21 protein-coding genes and 2 pseudogenes are annotated in these 19308 nt (G+C 35.6%); 2 read left to right on the forward strand and 21 right to left on the reverse strand.

From position 1 onward, the window contains the following. Positions 1-156: 156 nt before the first annotated feature. Positions 157-420 (reverse strand): hypothetical protein, encoded by a 264-nt coding sequence (locus RE409_RS28155; protein ID WP_309559543.1) that lies wholly within the window; start codon positions 418-420, stop codon positions 157-159. A gap of 495 nt (positions 421-915) precedes the next feature. Between RE409_RS28155 and RE409_RS28160 the strand changes: the two genes are divergently transcribed. Continuing rightward, on the forward strand, positions 916-1242 hold the full coding sequence (locus RE409_RS28160; RefSeq protein WP_309559544.1) for a hypothetical protein: 327 nt from the start codon (positions 916-918) through the stop codon (positions 1240-1242). Between the two features lie 498 nt (positions 1243-1740). Here RE409_RS28160 and RE409_RS28165 read toward each other — a convergent pair whose 3' ends face one another. Further along, entirely contained in the window at positions 1741-1944 is a 204-nt protein-coding gene (locus tag RE409_RS28165) for an alpha/beta-type small acid-soluble spore protein (protein WP_309559545.1), read from the reverse strand. Between the two features lie 124 nt (positions 1945-2068). On the opposite strand from RE409_RS28165, the pseudogene RE409_RS28170 reads away from it, so the two are divergent. Next, positions 2069-2386, forward strand: a pseudogene (locus tag RE409_RS28170) (EamA family transporter); the annotation flags it as partial. 159 nt (positions 2387-2545) lie between these two features. Here RE409_RS28170 and RE409_RS28175 read toward each other — a convergent pair. From RE409_RS28175 to RE409_RS28265, 19 genes and pseudogenes are all read right to left on the reverse strand, one after another. Then, positions 2546-2953, reverse strand: a complete 408-nt coding sequence (locus RE409_RS28175; RefSeq protein ID WP_309559546.1) for a class I adenylate-forming enzyme family protein — start codon at positions 2951-2953, stop codon at positions 2546-2548. Positions 2954-3011: 58 nt separating this feature from the next. After that, entirely contained in the window at positions 3012-3395 is a 384-nt protein-coding gene (locus RE409_RS28180) for an AMP-binding protein (RefSeq protein ID WP_309559547.1), read from the reverse strand. After that, entirely contained in the window at positions 3376-3591 is a 216-nt protein-coding gene (locus RE409_RS28185) for a hypothetical protein (protein ID WP_309559548.1), read from the reverse strand. The genes RE409_RS28180 and RE409_RS28185 overlap by 20 nt, the downstream gene beginning before the upstream one ends. A 317-nt stretch (positions 3592-3908) precedes the next feature. Beyond that, the gene (locus RE409_RS28190) at positions 3909-4721 is read right to left on the reverse strand and encodes a dioxygenase family protein (RefSeq protein ID WP_309559550.1); all 813 of its coding nucleotides are present in this window, start codon (positions 4719-4721) and stop codon (positions 3909-3911) included. A 44-nt stretch (positions 4722-4765) separates the two neighbouring features. Beyond that, positions 4766-5959: a thiolase family protein gene (locus RE409_RS28195; protein ID WP_201184098.1), complete on the reverse strand. Its 1194-nt coding sequence runs from the start codon at positions 5957-5959 to the stop codon at positions 4766-4768. Next, complete coding sequence (locus tag RE409_RS28200; protein ID WP_201184101.1) at positions 5956-6303, reverse strand: DUF3870 domain-containing protein; 348 nt, start codon at positions 6301-6303, stop codon at positions 5956-5958. Before RE409_RS28200 ends, RE409_RS28195 begins: the two co-directional genes overlap by 4 nt. A 64-nt stretch (positions 6304-6367) precedes the next feature. Next, positions 6368-7492, reverse strand: a complete 1125-nt coding sequence (locus RE409_RS28205) for a muconate cycloisomerase family protein (RefSeq protein WP_309559552.1) — start codon at positions 7490-7492, stop codon at positions 6368-6370. Between the two features lie 20 nt (positions 7493-7512). Then, positions 7513-8145, reverse strand: coding sequence for a 3-oxoacid CoA-transferase subunit B (locus RE409_RS28210; protein ID WP_309559553.1), 633 nt, complete (start codon positions 8143-8145; stop codon positions 7513-7515). Next, a complete protein-coding gene (locus tag RE409_RS28215) occupies positions 8138-8827 on the reverse strand; it encodes a CoA transferase subunit A (RefSeq protein ID WP_309559555.1) in 690 nt (229 codons plus the stop codon). The genes RE409_RS28210 and RE409_RS28215 overlap by 8 nt, the downstream gene beginning before the upstream one ends. Before the next feature lie 20 nt (positions 8828-8847). After that, a complete protein-coding gene (locus RE409_RS28220) occupies positions 8848-9567 on the reverse strand; it encodes a carboxymuconolactone decarboxylase family protein (protein ID WP_309559557.1) in 720 nt (239 codons plus the stop codon). 14 nt (positions 9568-9581) lie between these two features. Continuing rightward, complete coding sequence (locus tag RE409_RS28225) at positions 9582-10271, reverse strand: cyclase family protein (protein WP_201184114.1); 690 nt, start codon at positions 10269-10271, stop codon at positions 9582-9584. A 234-nt stretch (positions 10272-10505) separates the two neighbouring features. After that, complete coding sequence (locus tag RE409_RS28230; protein ID WP_309559558.1) at positions 10506-11342, reverse strand: alpha/beta hydrolase; 837 nt, start codon at positions 11340-11342, stop codon at positions 10506-10508. A gap of 436 nt (positions 11343-11778) precedes the next feature. Further along, positions 11779-12240, reverse strand: coding sequence for a pyridoxamine 5'-phosphate oxidase family protein (locus RE409_RS28235; RefSeq protein ID WP_309559559.1), 462 nt, complete (start codon positions 12238-12240; stop codon positions 11779-11781). A gap of 101 nt (positions 12241-12341) precedes the next feature. After that, positions 12342-12917, reverse strand: a complete 576-nt coding sequence (locus tag RE409_RS28240) for a non-oxidative hydroxyarylic acid decarboxylases subunit B (RefSeq protein WP_309559560.1) — start codon at positions 12915-12917, stop codon at positions 12342-12344. Positions 12918-13021: 104 nt separating this feature from the next. Next, the gene (locus tag RE409_RS28245; protein WP_309559562.1) at positions 13022-14509 is read right to left on the reverse strand and encodes a UbiD family decarboxylase domain-containing protein; all 1488 of its coding nucleotides are present in this window, start codon (positions 14507-14509) and stop codon (positions 13022-13024) included. A gap of 132 nt (positions 14510-14641) precedes the next feature. Beyond that, the gene (locus RE409_RS28250; protein WP_309559564.1) at positions 14642-15469 is read right to left on the reverse strand and encodes a MerR family transcriptional regulator; all 828 of its coding nucleotides are present in this window, start codon (positions 15467-15469) and stop codon (positions 14642-14644) included. 1163 nt (positions 15470-16632) lie between these two features. Continuing rightward, positions 16633-16915, reverse strand: a pseudogene (locus RE409_RS28255) (transposase); the annotation flags it as partial. A 430-nt stretch (positions 16916-17345) separates the two neighbouring features. Next, entirely contained in the window at positions 17346-17852 is a 507-nt protein-coding gene (locus RE409_RS28260; RefSeq protein WP_201184131.1) for a GNAT family N-acetyltransferase, read from the reverse strand. Between the two features lie 618 nt (positions 17853-18470). Beyond that, positions 18471-19283 (reverse strand): dioxygenase family protein, encoded by an 813-nt coding sequence (locus tag RE409_RS28265; RefSeq protein WP_309559566.1) that lies wholly within the window; start codon positions 19281-19283, stop codon positions 18471-18473. Between the last annotated feature and the right edge of the window lie 25 nt (positions 19284-19308).

The following is a 19308-nucleotide window of genomic DNA, read 5'->3' on the forward strand; positions in this document are numbered from 1 at the left end:
AGCATGTTTGTGGTATCATAGCAAGATTTTTTTGTATACGGTTACATAAATTAAAATTGTAGCAGTAAATTTAAAAAAGTCCACAAATCATATTGTGAAATTTTTTAAGCCGCAGGTACCAAGAATCTCTAAATCTGCCTTTTCTTCGATACCGCCTTAAAAAAACGTGTCATACATACTCTCAACACCAGTGTTTGAAGCTTCAAATTTATTTGCATTTTCCTTTCTAATTCCAATACTATCCGCCTCTTGAGCAGCATCAATATTCGCACCCATGAAAATAAACTCCCAACTATACTTCTCTTGCTGGTGTTCAATCATTTCTTTCACTTTTTCATAGCTGAACTCTTGGCTAGCATTTTCCATACCATCTGTTGTGATAACAACTATTACAATACAAGGCCTCTGCTCTTCATCCATCTGATAGAAGTGAGTCTATGGCGGGGGTAGAAAGCGTAGTCGGTGTTTAGAACTATACATGGAGGCTTTAACAGAACAGTTTATTTGTTCGACCTCTACACGATTATCCGACTTAAGCTAAAGGGTGCTTCGTATCATAAGGTCGACCAGTAAAAATTACTGGTTGACCTTTTTTTATTAGAATCTATTATATCAGTAGCCAGGGTAGGACGTACGTGTTAGTTTAATAAAGACTATTTTTGTTTGGTTGGATAATAAATTGAATTAACGATTTTAACTAATATTTCAGGAGTAACTTTATACGAAACTCTTTTATCAACACTAAGCATATATTGCCATTATCTCTCAAAAACAAGAATATTAATGATTCAATTCATAAGACCAAAAGAAGATATCAATCTTCTTGCACTTTTTCTATTACTTAACGGGATATTGATTGATTTATACCTTATAATAGAATTAGGCATATAATTGCAGTAAGAGGTGAATTGTAATATGGGAAATATACAAAATACTTTTGGATTAAACAATTTCAAAACGATGAAAGAAACATCAAAAGCTGTTGAATTTAAAAATATTGTAAACGATGAAGTAATTTATTTACTTCCGAATAAAGAGATTACTATTGTTTTAAATCCAAAAACAGTTGAAGAAAATAAAGAACTAGAAGAAAAATCTACGGGGTTAAATCATAATACATCTTTCCTAGAATTCTCCAAGAGAGAGCACACTGGTAATGGACCGATTTGCTATGGGTATGCTTATAAATTTCAATCAGATGATGAATTAGATTTTTTTTTACGTGAGTTATATAATAAATAACACCAGAGTTGTTCCACTAAAAATGAAGAAAAAAGCACTCATTTTATGGTGCTTTTTTCTGTAGCTAAGTAGGGGCATTCACTCTCAAGCAATATACGACCATAACCTTCCTCTTCTTTAAACCATTCCACTATTCCTTCTCGTTTCAAAACCAATACCCCTTTTCATTTTTTCTTCAACTAACCTCCCTCAATCCCTCCAAATCCCTTTTAGAAGGATTTTTCTTTGTTTCACAAACCGTTAATTAAGCTAAATCAAGGAACGTTTCTTTTCTTTTTAATAAAGCATAAATCCACTGAAGTAGTAATGACTTAGGGGATGCTTGGTTTTCATTCCTTTATGATGAGGGATTAGGAGCCTAATGCATATAATAAACTTCAAAAAACAGAGATTGAGGATGACTAAATTAAAATTAATATAGGTCATGTAGAATAAGTTAGCTTTTTATATAAATAGGGATAGCCCAATCACTATCCCTAACATTACATATGATTTCGATTAATTAGTTCTTCCACCTAATTGTTGTTCAGCCATTTGCACTAAACGTTTTGTAATTTCTCCACCAACTGATCCGTTTGCACGAGATGTTGTATCAGCGCCAAGTGTTACACCGAATTCACTAGCGATTTCGTATTTCATTTGTTCTAGAGCTTGCTTTGCACCATTAACTAATAATTGATTACTGTTGTTATTTCTAGCCATGTTGTCAGCTCCTATGAATGTATTGTGTTACTAGTCATAGGTTTTGATATTGTTAAGAGTTATATACATAGAATTTAAAATTTAAAATAAATTAAGGCAGTGATTAAGTGAAATTAACATTCACATGTCCAAGTTAGAGATTACAATCATCTAACTTGGAACGACTTCTTTACTTCTCTTACCATATGTGCTTTTAAATGAGGAATTCAGTATCTTGGAAGTATCAAGATTATCCATTCCCTTTATAATAATATTAGGGATTGTTAACACTGGTATTGGATTTTGGTTATTTTTCTCGGGTATGCAAAAGTTAAAGGGACAGAGTATAGCTATGCTAAGCTATGTAGATCCATTTGTAGCTATACTGATTTCTGCTGTTATCTTGCAAGAGCAAATGACATTTGTTCAAATGCTTGTTGGTACATTGCCAAACACCAGCTAAATAACTTAAAAAACAGAGGGAAGCATTCGTTTCCCTCTGTTTTTTATTTTTAGAGTGTTTTTAGAGTGTTTTTAGATTAAAGGTTTAATTTTTATGGAATTTACAATATTATTTTCTAAATCCCTTTTCCCCCCTAAAAAACTTCCTTGTTCAACTCCCTCAGTTAATATGAAAGATTCCATTTGTATCATTTGCAAAGGAATCCCGCAATGTTGTTTTTAATATTTTCCCGAACGGGTTGCGTGGGAGTTCATGGACAAATTCTACCGATTTTGGTTTCTTATATCCGGCTAATTTTCCTTCGAAGTAACCAATGATATCTTCTACTATTAGATTAGCCCCTTCTCTTTGTACAACACTGGCTTTAACCGATTCCCCCCACACGGCATCCGGTACACCGATCACCGCAATATCGAGAATCCCGGGATGTGAATAAAGGACTTCCTCAATTTCACGCGGATAAATATTAACGCCGCCGCTAATTAGCATGTATTTTTTTCGGTCTACAATATAGTAAAATCCATCTTCATCCTGCAGCGCCATATCTCCCACTGTAAAAAAAACCATGATAAAACGAAGCGGCGTCAGCATCCGGATTGTTATAATAGCCGTCTATGTTGTACGATTATTTAAAATACAGCTCCCCTACTTCACCGTTAGAAATCGGGTTCTTCTCGTCATCCAAAATTACACATTCCACAAGCGGGAAAGGATGTCCCACTGAACGTTCCTTCCGGCGAATGTCACCAGGTTTAATGTTCAGTGTAATCGCACTTTCTGTCGAGCCGTAAAATTCGTTCAAATCGGCCTTTTTGAAAAAGTCCAGAATATCCAGTTTAGTTTGTGTCGGCAGCGGCGAGTCTGCTGAAATCAACACAGGCATAGAAGAGATGTCATGCTTTGCTTTTGTTTCTTCCTTCGTGTTGATCAAGAAATTGTACATCGTTGGTGCAAGGAACGTGTTTGTGATCTGGTATCGCTCAATGTCTTCAAGCACTTTGTTCTGCATTAAATGATTCATGAATGACCAGGGTGCCGCCATTCCTGTCAGTATTCGGGATCGATGGGACCAGGGTGCCCCATACCATACATGGCAATATCATACCCGTCAAAAGAAATGGCATAAAAACACCAAGAAAATCAAGTAAATGAATGCGGTTAAATTCACTTGCAGCAACAATATCTAAAGCTACTCCACTACGCATTTTTCGCCCTAAAAAAATCTCGGTTTTGAATGTGTTTCCAGAATATCTGTAAATTAATTAGATAATTCACTCAACATTGAAAAATCAGTTAATTTAGATTGCAGATCACATTAAGAATAAGATAAGATTCTTGCTTCAATTTTATTGATCGTTTATTAGCAAACTAGCTATTTAGGTAAATTACTTTCTTTTGGTTTTTTCAATGACAAGGGTTAAACCCCATAAATTGTAATAGCTTTTGAATAAGTCAAAGCCAATATATTAAGGGATTTAACCCTTTTCTTCGACAATCATTTCATGCCCAATTGTTTGAATGATTAATTTTTCACGACAGCTTTATTGAAAACGGGTTTATCTTGTAGTCTAAGTTCAAAATCTAAATGAGCTGTATAATAATCATTTTTCAATCCTTTTTCTGCACCCGAATGTTTATCTAACTTCGTAATTAAGCTTCCGCGAACACCTTGTGCAACATCATCTTCTAAATATTCATCGCCTTCAAAATAAATTTGTGTTACTAATCTATCACCATTTTCCGGTTGGAATAACAGGTGCAAATGAGCTGGACGATATGAATGATGATCAATCCACTTTAAGAACTGACCTGAAGGTCCATCTGTTGGAATTGAATAATTACCCGGTACAATTGTTATAATTTCAAAATTACCATTTTCATCTGTGTAAAATACACCACGTAAATTATTATCTGGAATACCTTCAGCGAAGTATGAGTATTCACCATTTGTATCCGCCTGCCACATATCGATTTTTGAATTTGCCAACGGATTTCCATTTACATCTTTCACAGTTCCTGAAAAGTAAAGAGTGTCACCTGGTTCATTTTCACGTTGTGGCAACACTCCTGGATTTTGAACGACTGGCGTATTTTCAATATAATAAGGTCCTAGAATAGTAGGTTCAGTTCCTTTTACACTTTTATACATTTCTTGAAGTGCATGAGTTTCAAAGAAAACATCCATAAACAACGGAATTTCTCCTGCTTTACCTAGTTGATCCATCCAATCAACAAGGGCTTGATAGTCATTATGATCAATTTCGTATTCACTAACTAATTCCTTAAATTTCACTACCAATCCATTATAAACATCGATTACTTTTTGATTCTTCATATATACTTCCTCCAATTTTTATAAGTTTTTATATAAATGTTAGTTTATATCTGAGTATTTTGAATAATTGTTGTGATTCCTAACCCACCTGCGATGCATAAAGTGATTAGCCCATATCTTTTTCCCGTTCGTTCTAGCTCGTGTATCGCTTTCGTTGCTAAAATCGCACCTGTGGCACCAATCGGATGCCCCATCGCAATAGCACCACCGTTAGGATTCACCTTATTCATATCAAGCTTCAATTCTTTGATTACTGCCAAAGCTTGAGCAGAAAAGGCTTCGTTCAATTCGATCAAATCAATATCATCCAATTTCAAGCCTGACATTTGAAGCGCTTTCAAGGTAGAGTTCACTGGTCCTATCCCCATGAAATTCGGTGATACACCTGCTGCTGCTTGTGCTACTACTCTTGCTTTTGGTTCTTTCCCAAGTCTCATGGCTTCTTCTTCCGACATAAGTAAGAGAGCAGATGCACCATCATTTCTTCCACTACTATTTCCAGCGGTTACCGTTCCATTTTTTTTGAAAACCGGTTTTAACTGAGCTAATTTTTCTAGACTGGTTTCCCTTGGGTGCTCATCCACTTTAAACTCTGTTACACCCTTTTTCGTTTTAAGTTGATAGGGAACGATTTCTTGTGAGAATTTCTCAGTAGAAATTGCTCGCTTTGCATTTTCTTGACTTCTTAAGGCAAATTCGTCCTGTTCCGTTCTTGAAATAGAATACTTTTCCGCTAAATTTTCTGCTGTCATTCCCATTGTTAACATTCCGTAGTCTTCAATGGGCTGTGAACCTGGCTGGCTTTCTGTATTTGGGTCTAATAACTGCCCATTGCCTGATTTCAACCCAAAACGAATATTTCTCATATAATACGGAGCTGTACTCATTGATTCTGCTCCACCTGCAATGATTACATTTCCTAAACCACATTGAATTTGTTGACTAGCTGAATTTATTGCTTGAATACCAGATCCACATTGTCGATGAACGGTAAAACCTGGTACTTCCACCGGAAAACCTGCACGGAGTGAAGCAATTCTTGCTAAATTTGATGCGTCAGAACTTTGTTTCGCTTGTCCCATTATTACTTCATCAATAATCTCTTTTGGAATATCCGCTCTCTTTACAACTTCATCAAGGACAGCTGCTGCTAGAAAATCAGCAGGAACATTTTCTAATGATCCCCCTAATTTCCCAATGGCGGTGCGAACCGAGTCAATAATAACGACATTGGTCAATTTTCTTCCCCCCGGGTATTAGCTTTATTTACTTCTAAACTATCTTTATATCTTTGATGTGCTATTTTTAAAGCAACAATCACTGACTGCTGTGATGGCGCTAAAAAGTCGGTTTTAATATTTTCTATTAACGGATCAATATCTTTACTAAAATTAAATCCAACTATCATTCTCTTAAAAAAGTCCTGTGCCAAAGTGGTTAAAAAAGTGAATTCTGCATTAATAATAATGTGACTTTCTTTATGGATTTCAAGTACCATACCAGCGTATTTATAATTTTCGTACATACTCGTATTCTGTGGTGCCTTTGCATACGCCGTAATTAATAATGTTGGTTGTCCCATAAAACTACATCCTCTCAAGATTACTTGCATTAACTAGTCAGGGTTCCATATTCCCACTTCTAGTTTATATTACAAACAAAGCTCTTGAAAAATGTTTTACTTTTTCTTTATCTATCTCCATACCAAATCCTGGTCCATCCGGAATGATTATTTCAAAATTCTCATATTCAATTTGGTTTACCGTTATATTATCTTTGAATAGTAACGGTCCAAATAATTCAGTACCGAATTCAAACTTGGGAATGGTTGAATAAAGTTGTGCACAAATGGCTGTTCCTAATGAGGATTCAATCATCGTTCCGCCATACAAACCAAAACCTACACCTTCAGCAATGGCAGCCACTTTTTTCGTTTGAGTCATTCCACCATGTTTACATACTTTCAAAGCAAATGAATTACCTGCTCTATGTTTAGCTATTTGGAAAGAATCTTGAACCGTATTTAGGGATTCATCAGCCATGATCGGAACCTTAAAACGATTGGTCAACCTTGCCATCCCCTCATTATTCCAAGCGGGCAACGGTTGTTCGATCATTGAAACTCCACCTTCTTGTAAAGCTTCTATGCAATACGTAGCTGTTGTTTCATCCCATGCTTGATTAACATCAACCGTAATACGGGCTTGATCTCCTACTTCTGCTATAATTTTCAATACATGCTCCACATTCTTAAATGGATTACCTTTACCAATTTTTAATTTAAAAATATTATGGCGTTTTTGGTGTAAGAATTCTTTGGCTTCTTCGATATCTTTATTCGTATCTCCACTTGCTAATGTCCAAGCTACCGGTAATGATTTATGAATCTTCCCTCCGAATAATTCATAGGCAGGGATGTTTCTCCTTCTAGCCACTAAATCTACCATTGCTGATTCAACAACAGCCTTTGCGAAGTTATTTCCTCTAACGTGTAAAGAAACTTCATGCATGATTTTGTCAAAATGGACTGGATTTTTCCCAATAATAAGGGGCGTAATATATTTATCAATATTCACTTTTATCGCCTCAGGAGTTCCCTCACCATATGAAGCACCACCTATTGTTGCCACCTCTGCCCATCCTTCCGCACCCTCTTCATCTTTGACACGAGCAAGAATGATTGTTTGTTCAACAATCGTATGCATGGCAAGCTGATGAGGACGAATTGTGGGTAAATCTATAATATATACATCAACTGAACGTATTTTCATTTAATCCACCTTTTTAACATTTAATAGATAAAATTCGCTTCTGTTTTTCCTCTTACTTCTTCGATACTTACACCTGGCATTAATTCAATTAGTTTCAACTGTTTTTCAACAACTTCAAAGACAGCTAACTCCGTGATAATCATGTCAACACTTCTAGTAGATGTGATGGGATAGGTGCATTCTCTTAAAATTTTACTTTTACCTTCCTTATTAGTATGTGTCATTGTAACAATCACTTTTTTGGCACCCACCAACAGGTCCATCGCTCCTCCAACACCCATAATATTTTTTCCAGGTACGGCCCAATTTGCAATTTCCCCTGATTGATCTACCTGCAAAACACCCAGGATAGCAACATCAATGTGCCCTCCACGAATCATTGCAAACGATTCTGCGCTATTAAAGAATGATGCACCAATGGATTCTCCTACTGGTAACTTGCCTGCATTTACTAAATTCGGATCCATTTTATCTTCCTCTACATCAGCAACTCCTAACAATCCATTTTCCGTATGAAAAAAAACTTTTTCATCATCAATGAATTTTGAAACCAAAGTCGGAATGCCTATTCCAAGGTTCACTATACAAGGACCCTTTAATTCTTGAGCCGCGCGTCTTGCTATCAAATTTTGCATTTGTTCTTTGTCACTCATAATCTTTGACACCTTCCTTCGTCAGGATTTTCGTTGCCTTAATAATTCCATCGACGAATAAATGCGGTGTTACAATCTCCTCTGGTGATAGTTCACCGGGTTCAACAATCTCATCTACTTCTACAATAACGACATCTGCTGCTGTTGCCATAACCGGATTAAAGTTACGAGCTGTTTTGTAATAAACCAGATTGCCAAGTGTATCTGCCTTCCAGGCCCTGATCAAAGCAACATTTGCTCTTATTGCCGGTTCAAAAATATATGTCGCCCCATTTATTTCCCTTTCTTCTTTGCCTTTTGCTAAATCGGTCCCGACACTGGTTTTCGTATAATAACCGCCTATGCCAGCACCGCCAGCACGCATAGATTCGGCTAATGTCCCCTGTGGTAATAGCTCTAATTCAATTTCACCTCTTTGATAAAATTCCCCAACTTCGCGATTGCTTGTAAAATACGAACCGATTGCTTTTTTTATTTTCTTTTGGCTTAGGAGAACACCCAATCCTTTCCCTTTTTCGCCTAAGTTGTTACTGATGACTGTTAAACCTGCTACATCCTTTTTGGTCAACCCATCAATTAATGTTAGTGGGGCACCAATCAATCCAAACCCTCCTACCATTAACATATGGTTATTTTTCACACAAGATAAAGCTGCTTCTATATCTTGATGTACTTTCGTCATGTTTTTCTCCACCAATCCTGTTACTTATTTTCAATTAATGAATCACTTGCTTCAAACCAAGCAGGGATTCCAGCAGTTAATAAGCAAATAAATCCCACATCCGCTAATTGTTCTTCTGAAGCTCCATTTTCTCTTGCCGCTTCCATCCATTCTTCTACTTGATTCCCTTTTAATTCAGTTATGAATATTCCTGCCATTAGGATATGTTTTAGCCTTTTTGAAACGACTGAATCACTCAATATATAATCTTTAAGAGAGTTTTGGTCTTCAGATTTAACTAGTTTCAATACATTCGATACATATGCCGTGTCCTCATTGCCTAAAAGCTCAAACATATAAAGAAGGATCTCTTCTGCTGTTTCATAATCCCCTCTTTTTTCCTGAAATTCAATACCTTTAAGTGCAAGGGCATATTCTAAAGATTTTACCCCTGTTTTTAATGCTTGAACTCCGTTATATAAATATGGAACAATTAGGTATTCAACAAGTTCCGGTAAAGTTGCTCCACCATCTATTGCCCCTTTTGTATGGTAGATCATACTGCGTTCATATAACCTCGCAGCATTCATACCTACTAGTAATATATCTTTCTCCTTTTTCGTTAAGGCCCCTTCTTGCATGATGTTACTCCGTAAGCTTGTATAGTGATCAAGTGCATTTGGGCTATAATCGTGCATTTTTTGTACCCATCCTGGTACAACATCATACACTTCTTTAAAATACGATAAACCTTTGCTCATTTGTCTACACCTCTTTAGATTAATTGAGAGTCAAGTATGGATAGTGCTCTTATAGGTGAGGCCGTTGCATTTTTTAGTTTTAAAGGAATCCCGAAAAAAAGAAAGCGAGAATGCTTAGGTAATTTTTCAAGATTCACTAAGTTTTCCACAATATATATTTCATTACTTAGTAATTTCTGATGAATTCTACTTTCTGTATTATGGTTCAAATCAGCATTTGGCAAATCTAACCCAACAATATGTATTTGCTTTTCAATAAACCAATTGGCCGCACTGTCATCTAAAGCCTGTGCTTCAAAAAAACCCTCTTCTCCCCACGTTCTTTCCCACGTTCTAATGAGGACAATATCGTCTTTTTCAACATATACTCCTTGCCTACGTTCAGCTTCTTCAAGTAACTCTTTCGTAACAGGCTCATGCGGTACTTTTAACATACTTACATCTAGAATTAGGGCATCTCCAAACATTTTCTTCAGATTGATGTTTTCAACCGACTCCTCATTTTCCAAGAAATGTGACGGCGCATCAACATGTGTCCCGCTATGATCCGAAAAAGAAATCATCTTAGAATGGAATCCTTTAGGAAGTGGATTAGATGTATCCTTTTGTTCAAAAGAATTATTATTTTTAATGCCTACTTCTGGTAATTCATTACTTGTAACTAGACCATCGTAAAGTTCCAATGTTAAATCAATTATTTTCAACGATAAAACCCCCAAATTAATTTAAGCGTTTACATTATCACGACAAAAATGGCTACCCTAAACATTACTATCAAAAATTGACAGCAATTGTTAAAGGTAGCCAGTTGTTCACTAGTTGTCATTAAAAAAGGTTATTTTTTAAAAGCTAATGAATAGGCAATAATTAATTTTATATTCTAATTTTACACTATTTTCTGTTAATTTCAACATTTTTTAAAAATATTTTCAAAAAAATCAAATTCCTGCTAAAAATATTTTTATTCCTTCGTTAATTTCCTCTCTATTTTCAAACACCATTGTATAGTGATTGCACTTTGAAACAATGGTTTCAATATCCGCAGTATATTTCTTCGTATCTTCATAAGCTTCTTCATAAAATAATGGGGGAAATTCTCCAATTTTACCACTAGCATAGACTAATAAGGTTTTGCAGTTAATTTGTGTACATACTTCTTTAGGGACAAATGAATAAAAACTATTGAAATCTGCAAGAATACTATATTCAGATGACTTATTCTCCCAGCCACCATCTACTTCATGAACCTCATACTCTACCACACTTTGCAGATGGTCCGTCCATTTAACACCCAACCGATTATAGATTTCTTTAATTTCTACGACATAACTTTTTTGGGATTCATATTTTTTGCTTAACCTTCCAAGTGATGGTTGCACTATGTCCCTTTGTTGTTGAGTTGAAGTAGCTGCACCATCCAGTAAAATTAAGCCTTTTACTGGATTATTTAATTTACTAGCTACAACCGCTGCTATGAATGCTCCCATTGAATACCCCATTAAAATTGGATTTTCAATGTCTAATTCTTGGATTAACGCTATAATATCTTCTGCATGTTTGAAAAGAGAAGTCTGCTCATCTGTTTCTGAACTATTCCCCCTTCCTCTCAAGTCAATCGAAATGACTCGGTACTCTCCTTTTAACATTTCTGCATAATAATGCATTTGCTTATGATTTCCCGTTAAGCCATGTATAGCAATGATTGTTCCTTTCGTTCCTGGGTAATCTGCAATTTGGATTCTTCGATTTCCCAGCTCTTTTACATACATTTTCATAGTTACACTCTCCTCATAGTACCTATCATCGTTTGTTTATTTACAAACTTATTTGCTTGTAAGCAACATTTTTCAACTAATTAACCAAATTTTCACAGCTTTCATTTATTTATCTGGAGACAAGGATTTTTCTAACTCTTTCTACAGAGTATTTTCACCCCTTTCATAAATACGCTTACAATTTTAATAAAAAAAGCTACCTTAACTTCACCATCAAGTAACTGATCGTGAAATTAAGATAGCCGGTCACTTCATTAATTTCATTAAAAAAGGGCGTTTTTTAATAGTTAATGAATAGGCAAGATTTATATCATGTAATAATTCCATATTACATGAAATTTTAATAATATCAAATTTTTTTCGTTAATTTGGATTTTTCATTACTCTTTAACAAATTTCCATTCCTTAAGATCGATTCCGTGAAAGTTGCTGAACTTTACCGACGTATATCCTCAATAGTCTGGCCCCATCGTTCAACGACTTCTTTAGAATTTTTCAACTTAATTTTAATGCCAGAGGTGATATCTGCATACTTAGCAACATCCTCACGTGCCGAGACAACTCTAGCTAAAAATCGTTCTCTTTGGTATCGTGCAGTTGGCAACTCTTTTAGTCTCTCAATAGAAAGTCGAATATAATGCGCTTTCCCTCTCCAAAACAGAACCAATGTAGCTTTATTGGTATGAATGATATTGGCTGTAGTCGATGTATCTGGCCATAATCCAATTCGTAGTTCCTTACCGCTTATGGCTACGATTTCTCCAACGCTTATCATCGCTGTATGTGGCCACCCATCTTCACTTACCGTTAACAACATCATGGCTTCATGCTGTTTGTCAGTAAGGTCTTCGCCATTTAACAAGTCGACTACCTCTGTTGACATTTCTATTCTATTCATTTTTTTCACCTTTTTCTTCATTTTGAACCAAGGGCCTATATAAAAAGTAATGAAAAAATATCATATAGGTTAATGATTTCAGAAAATTCACCATCATCCATCTATGTTTTGCTGCTATATTTCATTCCGTCCCACCGTTTCGCACCGAAAACATCTAACTCAAATTGATCTAATGCTCTGTATGCCAGATGGTCAATGACATCGTCAACGTTTTCTGGATGATTATAGAAGGCTGGCATCGGAGGGAATATAATAGTTCCCATTTTTGAGAGTGCTGTCATATTCTCTAAATGAATCGTATTTAGAGGGGTTTCTCTTGTCATCAATAATAATTTTTTTCGTTCTTTTAACATTACGTCAGCAGATCGTGTTATTAAATTATCAGCTAATCCCATTCGAATCGAGGCAAGGGTTTTCATACTGCAAGGAGCTACAATCATCCCATCAACTCGAAAGGATCCACTGGATATTCTAGCAGCTTGATCTTTGTATGAATAGGAATAATCAGCTAACTCTTCCACGTCTTTAACAGAATAAGAGGTTTCGTGTTGAATAGTAGCATGAGCCCAAGGAGACATTACTAAATGAGTCTCCACTTCACTATTTTTAAGCATTTGAAGGATCCTAATCCCAAAAACGGCTCCAGTTGCTCCCGTTATTCCAACAATGATTTTCATCCAATTCTCCCTCCTTTTTCATTTTTTATGTGTTTTATACAGTGGAACTTCCATCAATGATCCCCATCGATGGTCAGTTTCACCATACACGAAGTAAAGTTTAATTATTTATTAAATAATTCTGGAGCAAAACGACTTGGATCTACCTCTTTAAATTCTGATCTTTTAAATTCACCTTTTAAATGATAAGGCACTGTACAGTCAAAAATTGTCTTACAGGAAACCCCTTTTTCCTGAATAGACGGACTGTAAGCCGGATCTTGTGAAGGATCTAACGGATGACAACGTACTCCAGGAATGAAAACTGTATCAACATCCCCTTGAAAACGTGTATTAAGTGCCCATAATACATCATTACTATCAAATGGATCCACATCTTCATCCACTATAAAGACATGCTTAAGCTCAGAAAATGCAGAGAATGCTAACAAGGCAGCTTGTCTTTGACGTCCTTCATCACTTGGCTGACTTTTCTTAAATTGTAAAACAGCCATGTATTTACCGCCGCCTGATGTATGGGCATAAACATTTAATAATTTGCCTGGCATTGCTCTTTCCACCATTTGAAGTATGCTTGCTTCTGTAGGAATACCAGCCATATTCACATGTTCTTCACTTGGACCAATAACTGTTTGCATAATTGGATTGACACGATGCGTAACAGCTTTTACTTTGATTAAAGGCAGTTCCGCAACAGCCGAACCCGTATAACCTGGGAACTCCGGCATTGCTTTTCCGGTATTGGTGTTTTGATCTTCTCGCACACGTACTCCAGGAACCAATTCCCCTTCTATTACATATTCAGCATTTGCGATAGCTTTTTCATCAATGGTCAAGCATTGAACTAGTTCAACAGCTTCATTTCTAATCGCTCCTGCAACACTCAATTCATTAAAGCCTAGCGGTGTCGTTGGTGCTTCAAAACAAGCAGCGACTTCAATAGCAGGGTCAACGCCGATACTAATGGAAATAGGTAATGGTTTTCCGGCTTTTTCTGCCTTTTCACGAAAAACTTCTAAATGGCGGCCTGGAACAAAGTACATAGACATCTCATCTTTACTTTGTAAACATAAACGATGTATCGTAATATCTGATTCACCAGTTTCTGAATCAGAGGCATAGCACATACCTATCGTAATATATGGACCCGCATCTTCCTCTGTATTCGTAGGTGCAGGAATTAGTTTTCTAATATCGAAATCTGGATCTTCTGCATAGTGAACCACTTCTTGAGCTTTCGCTTTATCGTTTGAAATGGTAATGGGATTAATTGGATTTTTAACCGCTTCATTTAACAGGAACCCTAGTCGCTCTGGTTTTGTATCAAGCATGAGGCCAACTCTTTCACGACTAGCTAAAAGCCCGATCAGTACGCTTGCATCTTCATGCCCCAATACATTATTAAAAACCATGGCAGGTCCAATTTTTGTTGGACGCATTACTGTTCCGCCAGCCCCTACATGACGATAAACCCCTGATAATTCAGCATGTGGATTGACTGGTTCATTGGTTTCAATTAATTGTCCTGAAATTGTTTGTAGAAGTTCTAAAGCAGAACGTAAATCAGTTACTTTTTTCTTTTTTGTAGACATTAAAAATTCCCCCTAGCATTCATATAATCAGTGCCCTATGTACTATTCGGTTTCAACGAAACTATATGATAACGGTTACAAGGAATATATTAATGTGTATTTCTACTATACAGTCAATAGATATTTGAAAATTCAAGTAATTTTTTCTACAGGGATTTGTAACTGACAAAAATCTACACTATTATCATTCTCGTAAAAAGTCGTATCTAATAAACAAGCGTCTATAACATCCCCTACAATTCTATAATGGTTTTCACTGATCCATTGAACCAGTTTATTTAAAATCTCTATATTATAGGGCATTCCATATTTATAAACGCATGCATATTGCCCAGCAGGCAAAGTCATCATATTATCCATATCAGGGTCTGTAAAAGGTAATGAAGTATAGATTCCCGCACCCTCGAAAATATCATCCGTTCCTAGCTTATCCTTTAAGATAACAGTGCCAAACCCCTCGGAAGGAAGCATTTCATGTTTACTTAAGACAATCCAAGCTTTCATCAGCGTTAAATGTAATTCTTCTCGGCACAATTCATTTTCAAATGGTATAAACAAGACATTCCTTTCTGGAAATTCTTCTATAATAGGTTTATCCAATTCACATTTAATATTTTTGGCTTCTGAATATTTCATTAATCTCTGTTGAATAAATGTACGTATATTCATCAAGGAGTTAATTTCTTTATCTATGAATTCTTGATGAAATTCCAAAAGTGACATGGCAGTAGATAAATTCCTATTTCCTATATGGTGCTTAATATCATTCAGTTTGATGCCAATAGACTTTAAAAAGCAAATTTCCCTTAGAAATGGAATCTGAACTGCACTGTAATATCGATAACCATGTTCATCAATATGTACAGGTTTAAACAATTCGATCTTATCGTAATAAATGAGTGTTTGCCTTGAGATACTATGAACGGATGCCATTTCACTGATTGATAAGTAATCTCCCACATGTGTTCCTCCTCTGCAAAGCCTTTTATATATTTTTCTTAGTCTTACTTTTACTGTTTCTTCTATCATTCATTTATTAATCCTCCCTATACAAATAGAATCTATTTCCTTATGGCAGAGGGTCAGTTTTATGATAAATCTATTCCTTCCCTAACTTATCTTTTTTCATTTCTATTGAGTGGAATTTCAAAGACTCTGACACTCGAAAAATATGAATCATATCAACCTCTTAATAATAGGCAACAAATGAGAAAATGAAATGAACAAGTGTTAAATTTCAAATAGAGAAAAACATGCCCTCACTGTGAACCAGGGGTTTCCGCCGATAGAGGAAAAATTAGAGCATCTATACTCAAAAAAAGGCAAGCCATCACCTTTGCAACAAATTGTTATCTATCATGTATCTTAAATAAAATCCATCATCAAACGAACCATCGCAGCACAGTGCTATTGAGATCCATGGTGAATAGACCATAATCAATGACTCCATTTCTTTATTCTCAGAAAATCAGACATTAGCTAAACTCAAATATATTGGAAGAATGCCGTATCTTAGAAATTTTAATTCCATCAAGATAAGTTTCGCAAATTCCATTTTTGGATATCGCACTTTAGTGTCCACTTTCTTCATTATAATCCAACCAGACCCAAACTCCTTAACAGGACATATATACTTTCGAACTTCCTCATTGCAGTTATTATAAATGTTGCTTCATTTGCGTTGCCTATTAATCCAACTTCAGTGCAACTTTTAATATATAGCCATTATTAAGATCATAGACGATTCGGTTATAGCCATGCCCATTCATTTTATACTTGAATTCAGTGTATTTTAGCAGTAGCCATTTTTTGTGTTGCCGTTTCAAAAAAATAGTATTTTCCCATTTGAGCTATCCAGGACTCAATGGCTTTAATCTCTTACCGGGACAACATAGAACTATTCTTCGACTGTTGTATCCTTTCATTAATTGGCCACATTCCCTTAACGTCTCCTTTTTTAAAAATTAGTGCCTATAGAGATGACTTTTTCCAGGGATATGAAAAAGAGTGAAGGATACTGGAGGTAATTGAATAGGAAAATAAATAGTAAAGTACGGTTAAAATGCTTATTCTATCTTGTAAAGCTTGATGTACTGAAGTGTATCCAATTTCAAAAAGCGATTTACTAACTGTGCAATGACTCTGGCATCATTCACATTATTTTTAGTCGGTGAATTGTAGTCGAGTTCCTTGCTTTTCTTTACGTGTAACGGATTGACTCGACAAACTTAATCTCATCTTCTTTTAGAATGTGAGCTAAGTTCAGCCAATAATGACCCATAGGCTCCATGCCTACCATCACTTTTTCCATGCTCTGTTCTTGCTTTAATTGATAGATCCATTCCAGGAAATATTGAAATTCTGCGCCCGTACGACAGGCTTGAACTTAGCAATATCGACATCTATAATTAGAGTCTAAGAAGTAATTTGAGCAATCTTTCCATTTTGGTTATAATTCATGGTAATGCCTCATGGTATTTGAGTAATGTCCTTTTCGCTGGCCCGCTTCAGGACTCTCTCATTCTACCAAGAGGTTATTTTTTTGCTCAAATCTCATTTTCAAACATGGATGTTATTTCTTTTGTGCCCATTAAACCTTGTGGACGATAGTTATTACAGGAATGCTGTCCAGATAGTTAGTTCGCTAGTCCTGTCACTAACATAATTGCCCCCATGAACATCATACTATACGGCATCAACTCCAAATTCTCAGTAATTAGCTGATAGGCTGATAGGCTGATAAAGCAAGAACAATTAGCGCTAAGATAATACTAACTATTTTCAAGAATATATTTCCCCCTGAACAAAAGGTGACTGTTTTTCCTTGTGATATTATTCATTCGATAGATAGTCGATACGCCTTCACAATGATTCCGTCATCAGCAGGTTGAAAGTCGAATTGTGGCATTCGTACAAAGCCCATACGTTCATACAATCGCATAGCAGTTTTCATAAAATCTGCGGTATGTAAGCCGATGTGCTGTGAACCTTTTACTTTTGTTCGACGAATACATTCTTTTATTAATGCCTCAGCAACACCTTTGTGTCGTGACTGTGGTGTGACTGCAAGCATTCTTATCTCAGGATAATCTAACATATCAACAAGTCCTTTGTAGGCATCTGATTTCGCAGGAAACAAAGCAACACTCCCTACCACTTCCCCATCTAATTCAGCAACTAGAAGTTCAACATCTCTCTGTTCATCGGCATCTGACGATATAGCTTTCTTCAGAGCATCCCAATGCCCTTCAGGAATGCTTTGTGCATGTTCTTCGTAGGCCTTCACTCTTTGTTCTCGAATCATTTCTACTTCATAACATAACGCCTTACGAATTTTTACCATTTAATCAACCACTCCTCTTATTCCGCTATACTTTTAAATTATAACTCTCTATGTTTATTAATCCATTCATGGAATATGAATGCCAATTAGTTTAATAAGGAAAAATTATGAAATAACAATCGTTATAGAAATTCCTATTTGGTCTATAAGATTTGCATAAAGAAAGGAGTCCTTTTTATACATAAAACATACGTAAAATCATGTCTATAAACAGGTTTTTATTAATAATCATAGGGAATAGAATATTTAACATACTGTGGGAGTGTAATACTTATTTATTAATAAAAACCGCCTTTTAACAACTCTGCCTATCTAGTTATATAATGGTAGTTAAAAACAAAACTAAAAAAGAGAGGTAATACTCATAGCAGTATTACCTCAGGTATAAAACGTTTTATTCCTCACTCAGATACAAATATTGTCCAAGTAAAACCTAACTCACTTTTACCGTTTTACTCTGACTCTTATTGCCTGATTTGTCTTGTGCATATACCTTTAATGACGAACCCTTCTTTTGCACCTTGATTTTCAGTTTATAGTTTCTCCACTATTCCTTGCCAATCTTTTTACTTCCATTGTAAATATAAATAGATTATCTTAATTTACGTTTATTAACAATTATTTATTCAAAACAGCTTTGTTGAAAACGGGTTTATCTTGTAATCTAAGTTCAAAATCTAAATGGGCCGTATAATAATCATTTTTCAATCCTTTTTCTGCACCAGGATGTTTATCTAACTTCGTAATTAAACTTCCACGAACACCTTGTGCAACATCATCTTCTAAATACTCATCGCCTTCAAAATAAATTTGTGTTACTAATCTATCGCCATTTTCCGGTTGGAATAACAGGTGCAAATGTGCTGGACGATATGCATGATGATCAATCCACTTTAAGAACTGACCAGAAGGTCCATCTGTTGGAATTGAATAATTACCTGGTACAACTGTTTTAATTTCAAAATTACCATTCGAATCTGTGTAAAATACACCACGTAAATTATTATCTGGAATACCTTCAGCGAAGTATGAGTATTCACCATTTGTATCCGCCTGCCACATATCGATTTTTGTATTTGCCAACGGATTTCCATTTACATCTTTCACAGATCCTGAAAAGTAAAGTGCGTCACCTGGTTCATTTTCACGTTGTGGCAACACTCCTGGATTTTGGACGACTGGCGTATTTTCAATGTAATAAGGTCCTAGAATAGTAGGTTCCGTTCCTTTTACACTTTTATACATTTCTTGAAGTGCATGAGTTTCAAAGAATACATCCATAAACAACGGAATTTCTCCTGCTTTACCTAGTTGATCCATCCAATCAACTAGAGCTTGATAGTCATTATGATCAATTTCGTATTCACTAACTAATTCCTTAAATTTAACTACCAACCCATTATAAACGTTGATTACTTTTTGATTCTTCATTCCTCTTCCCCCAATTAATGTTCAA

Origin of the sequence: Peribacillus sp. R9-11, assembly GCF_031345095.1 — a bacterium.
GTDB lineage: Bacteria > Bacillota > Bacilli > Bacillales > DSM-1321 > Peribacillus > Peribacillus butanolivorans.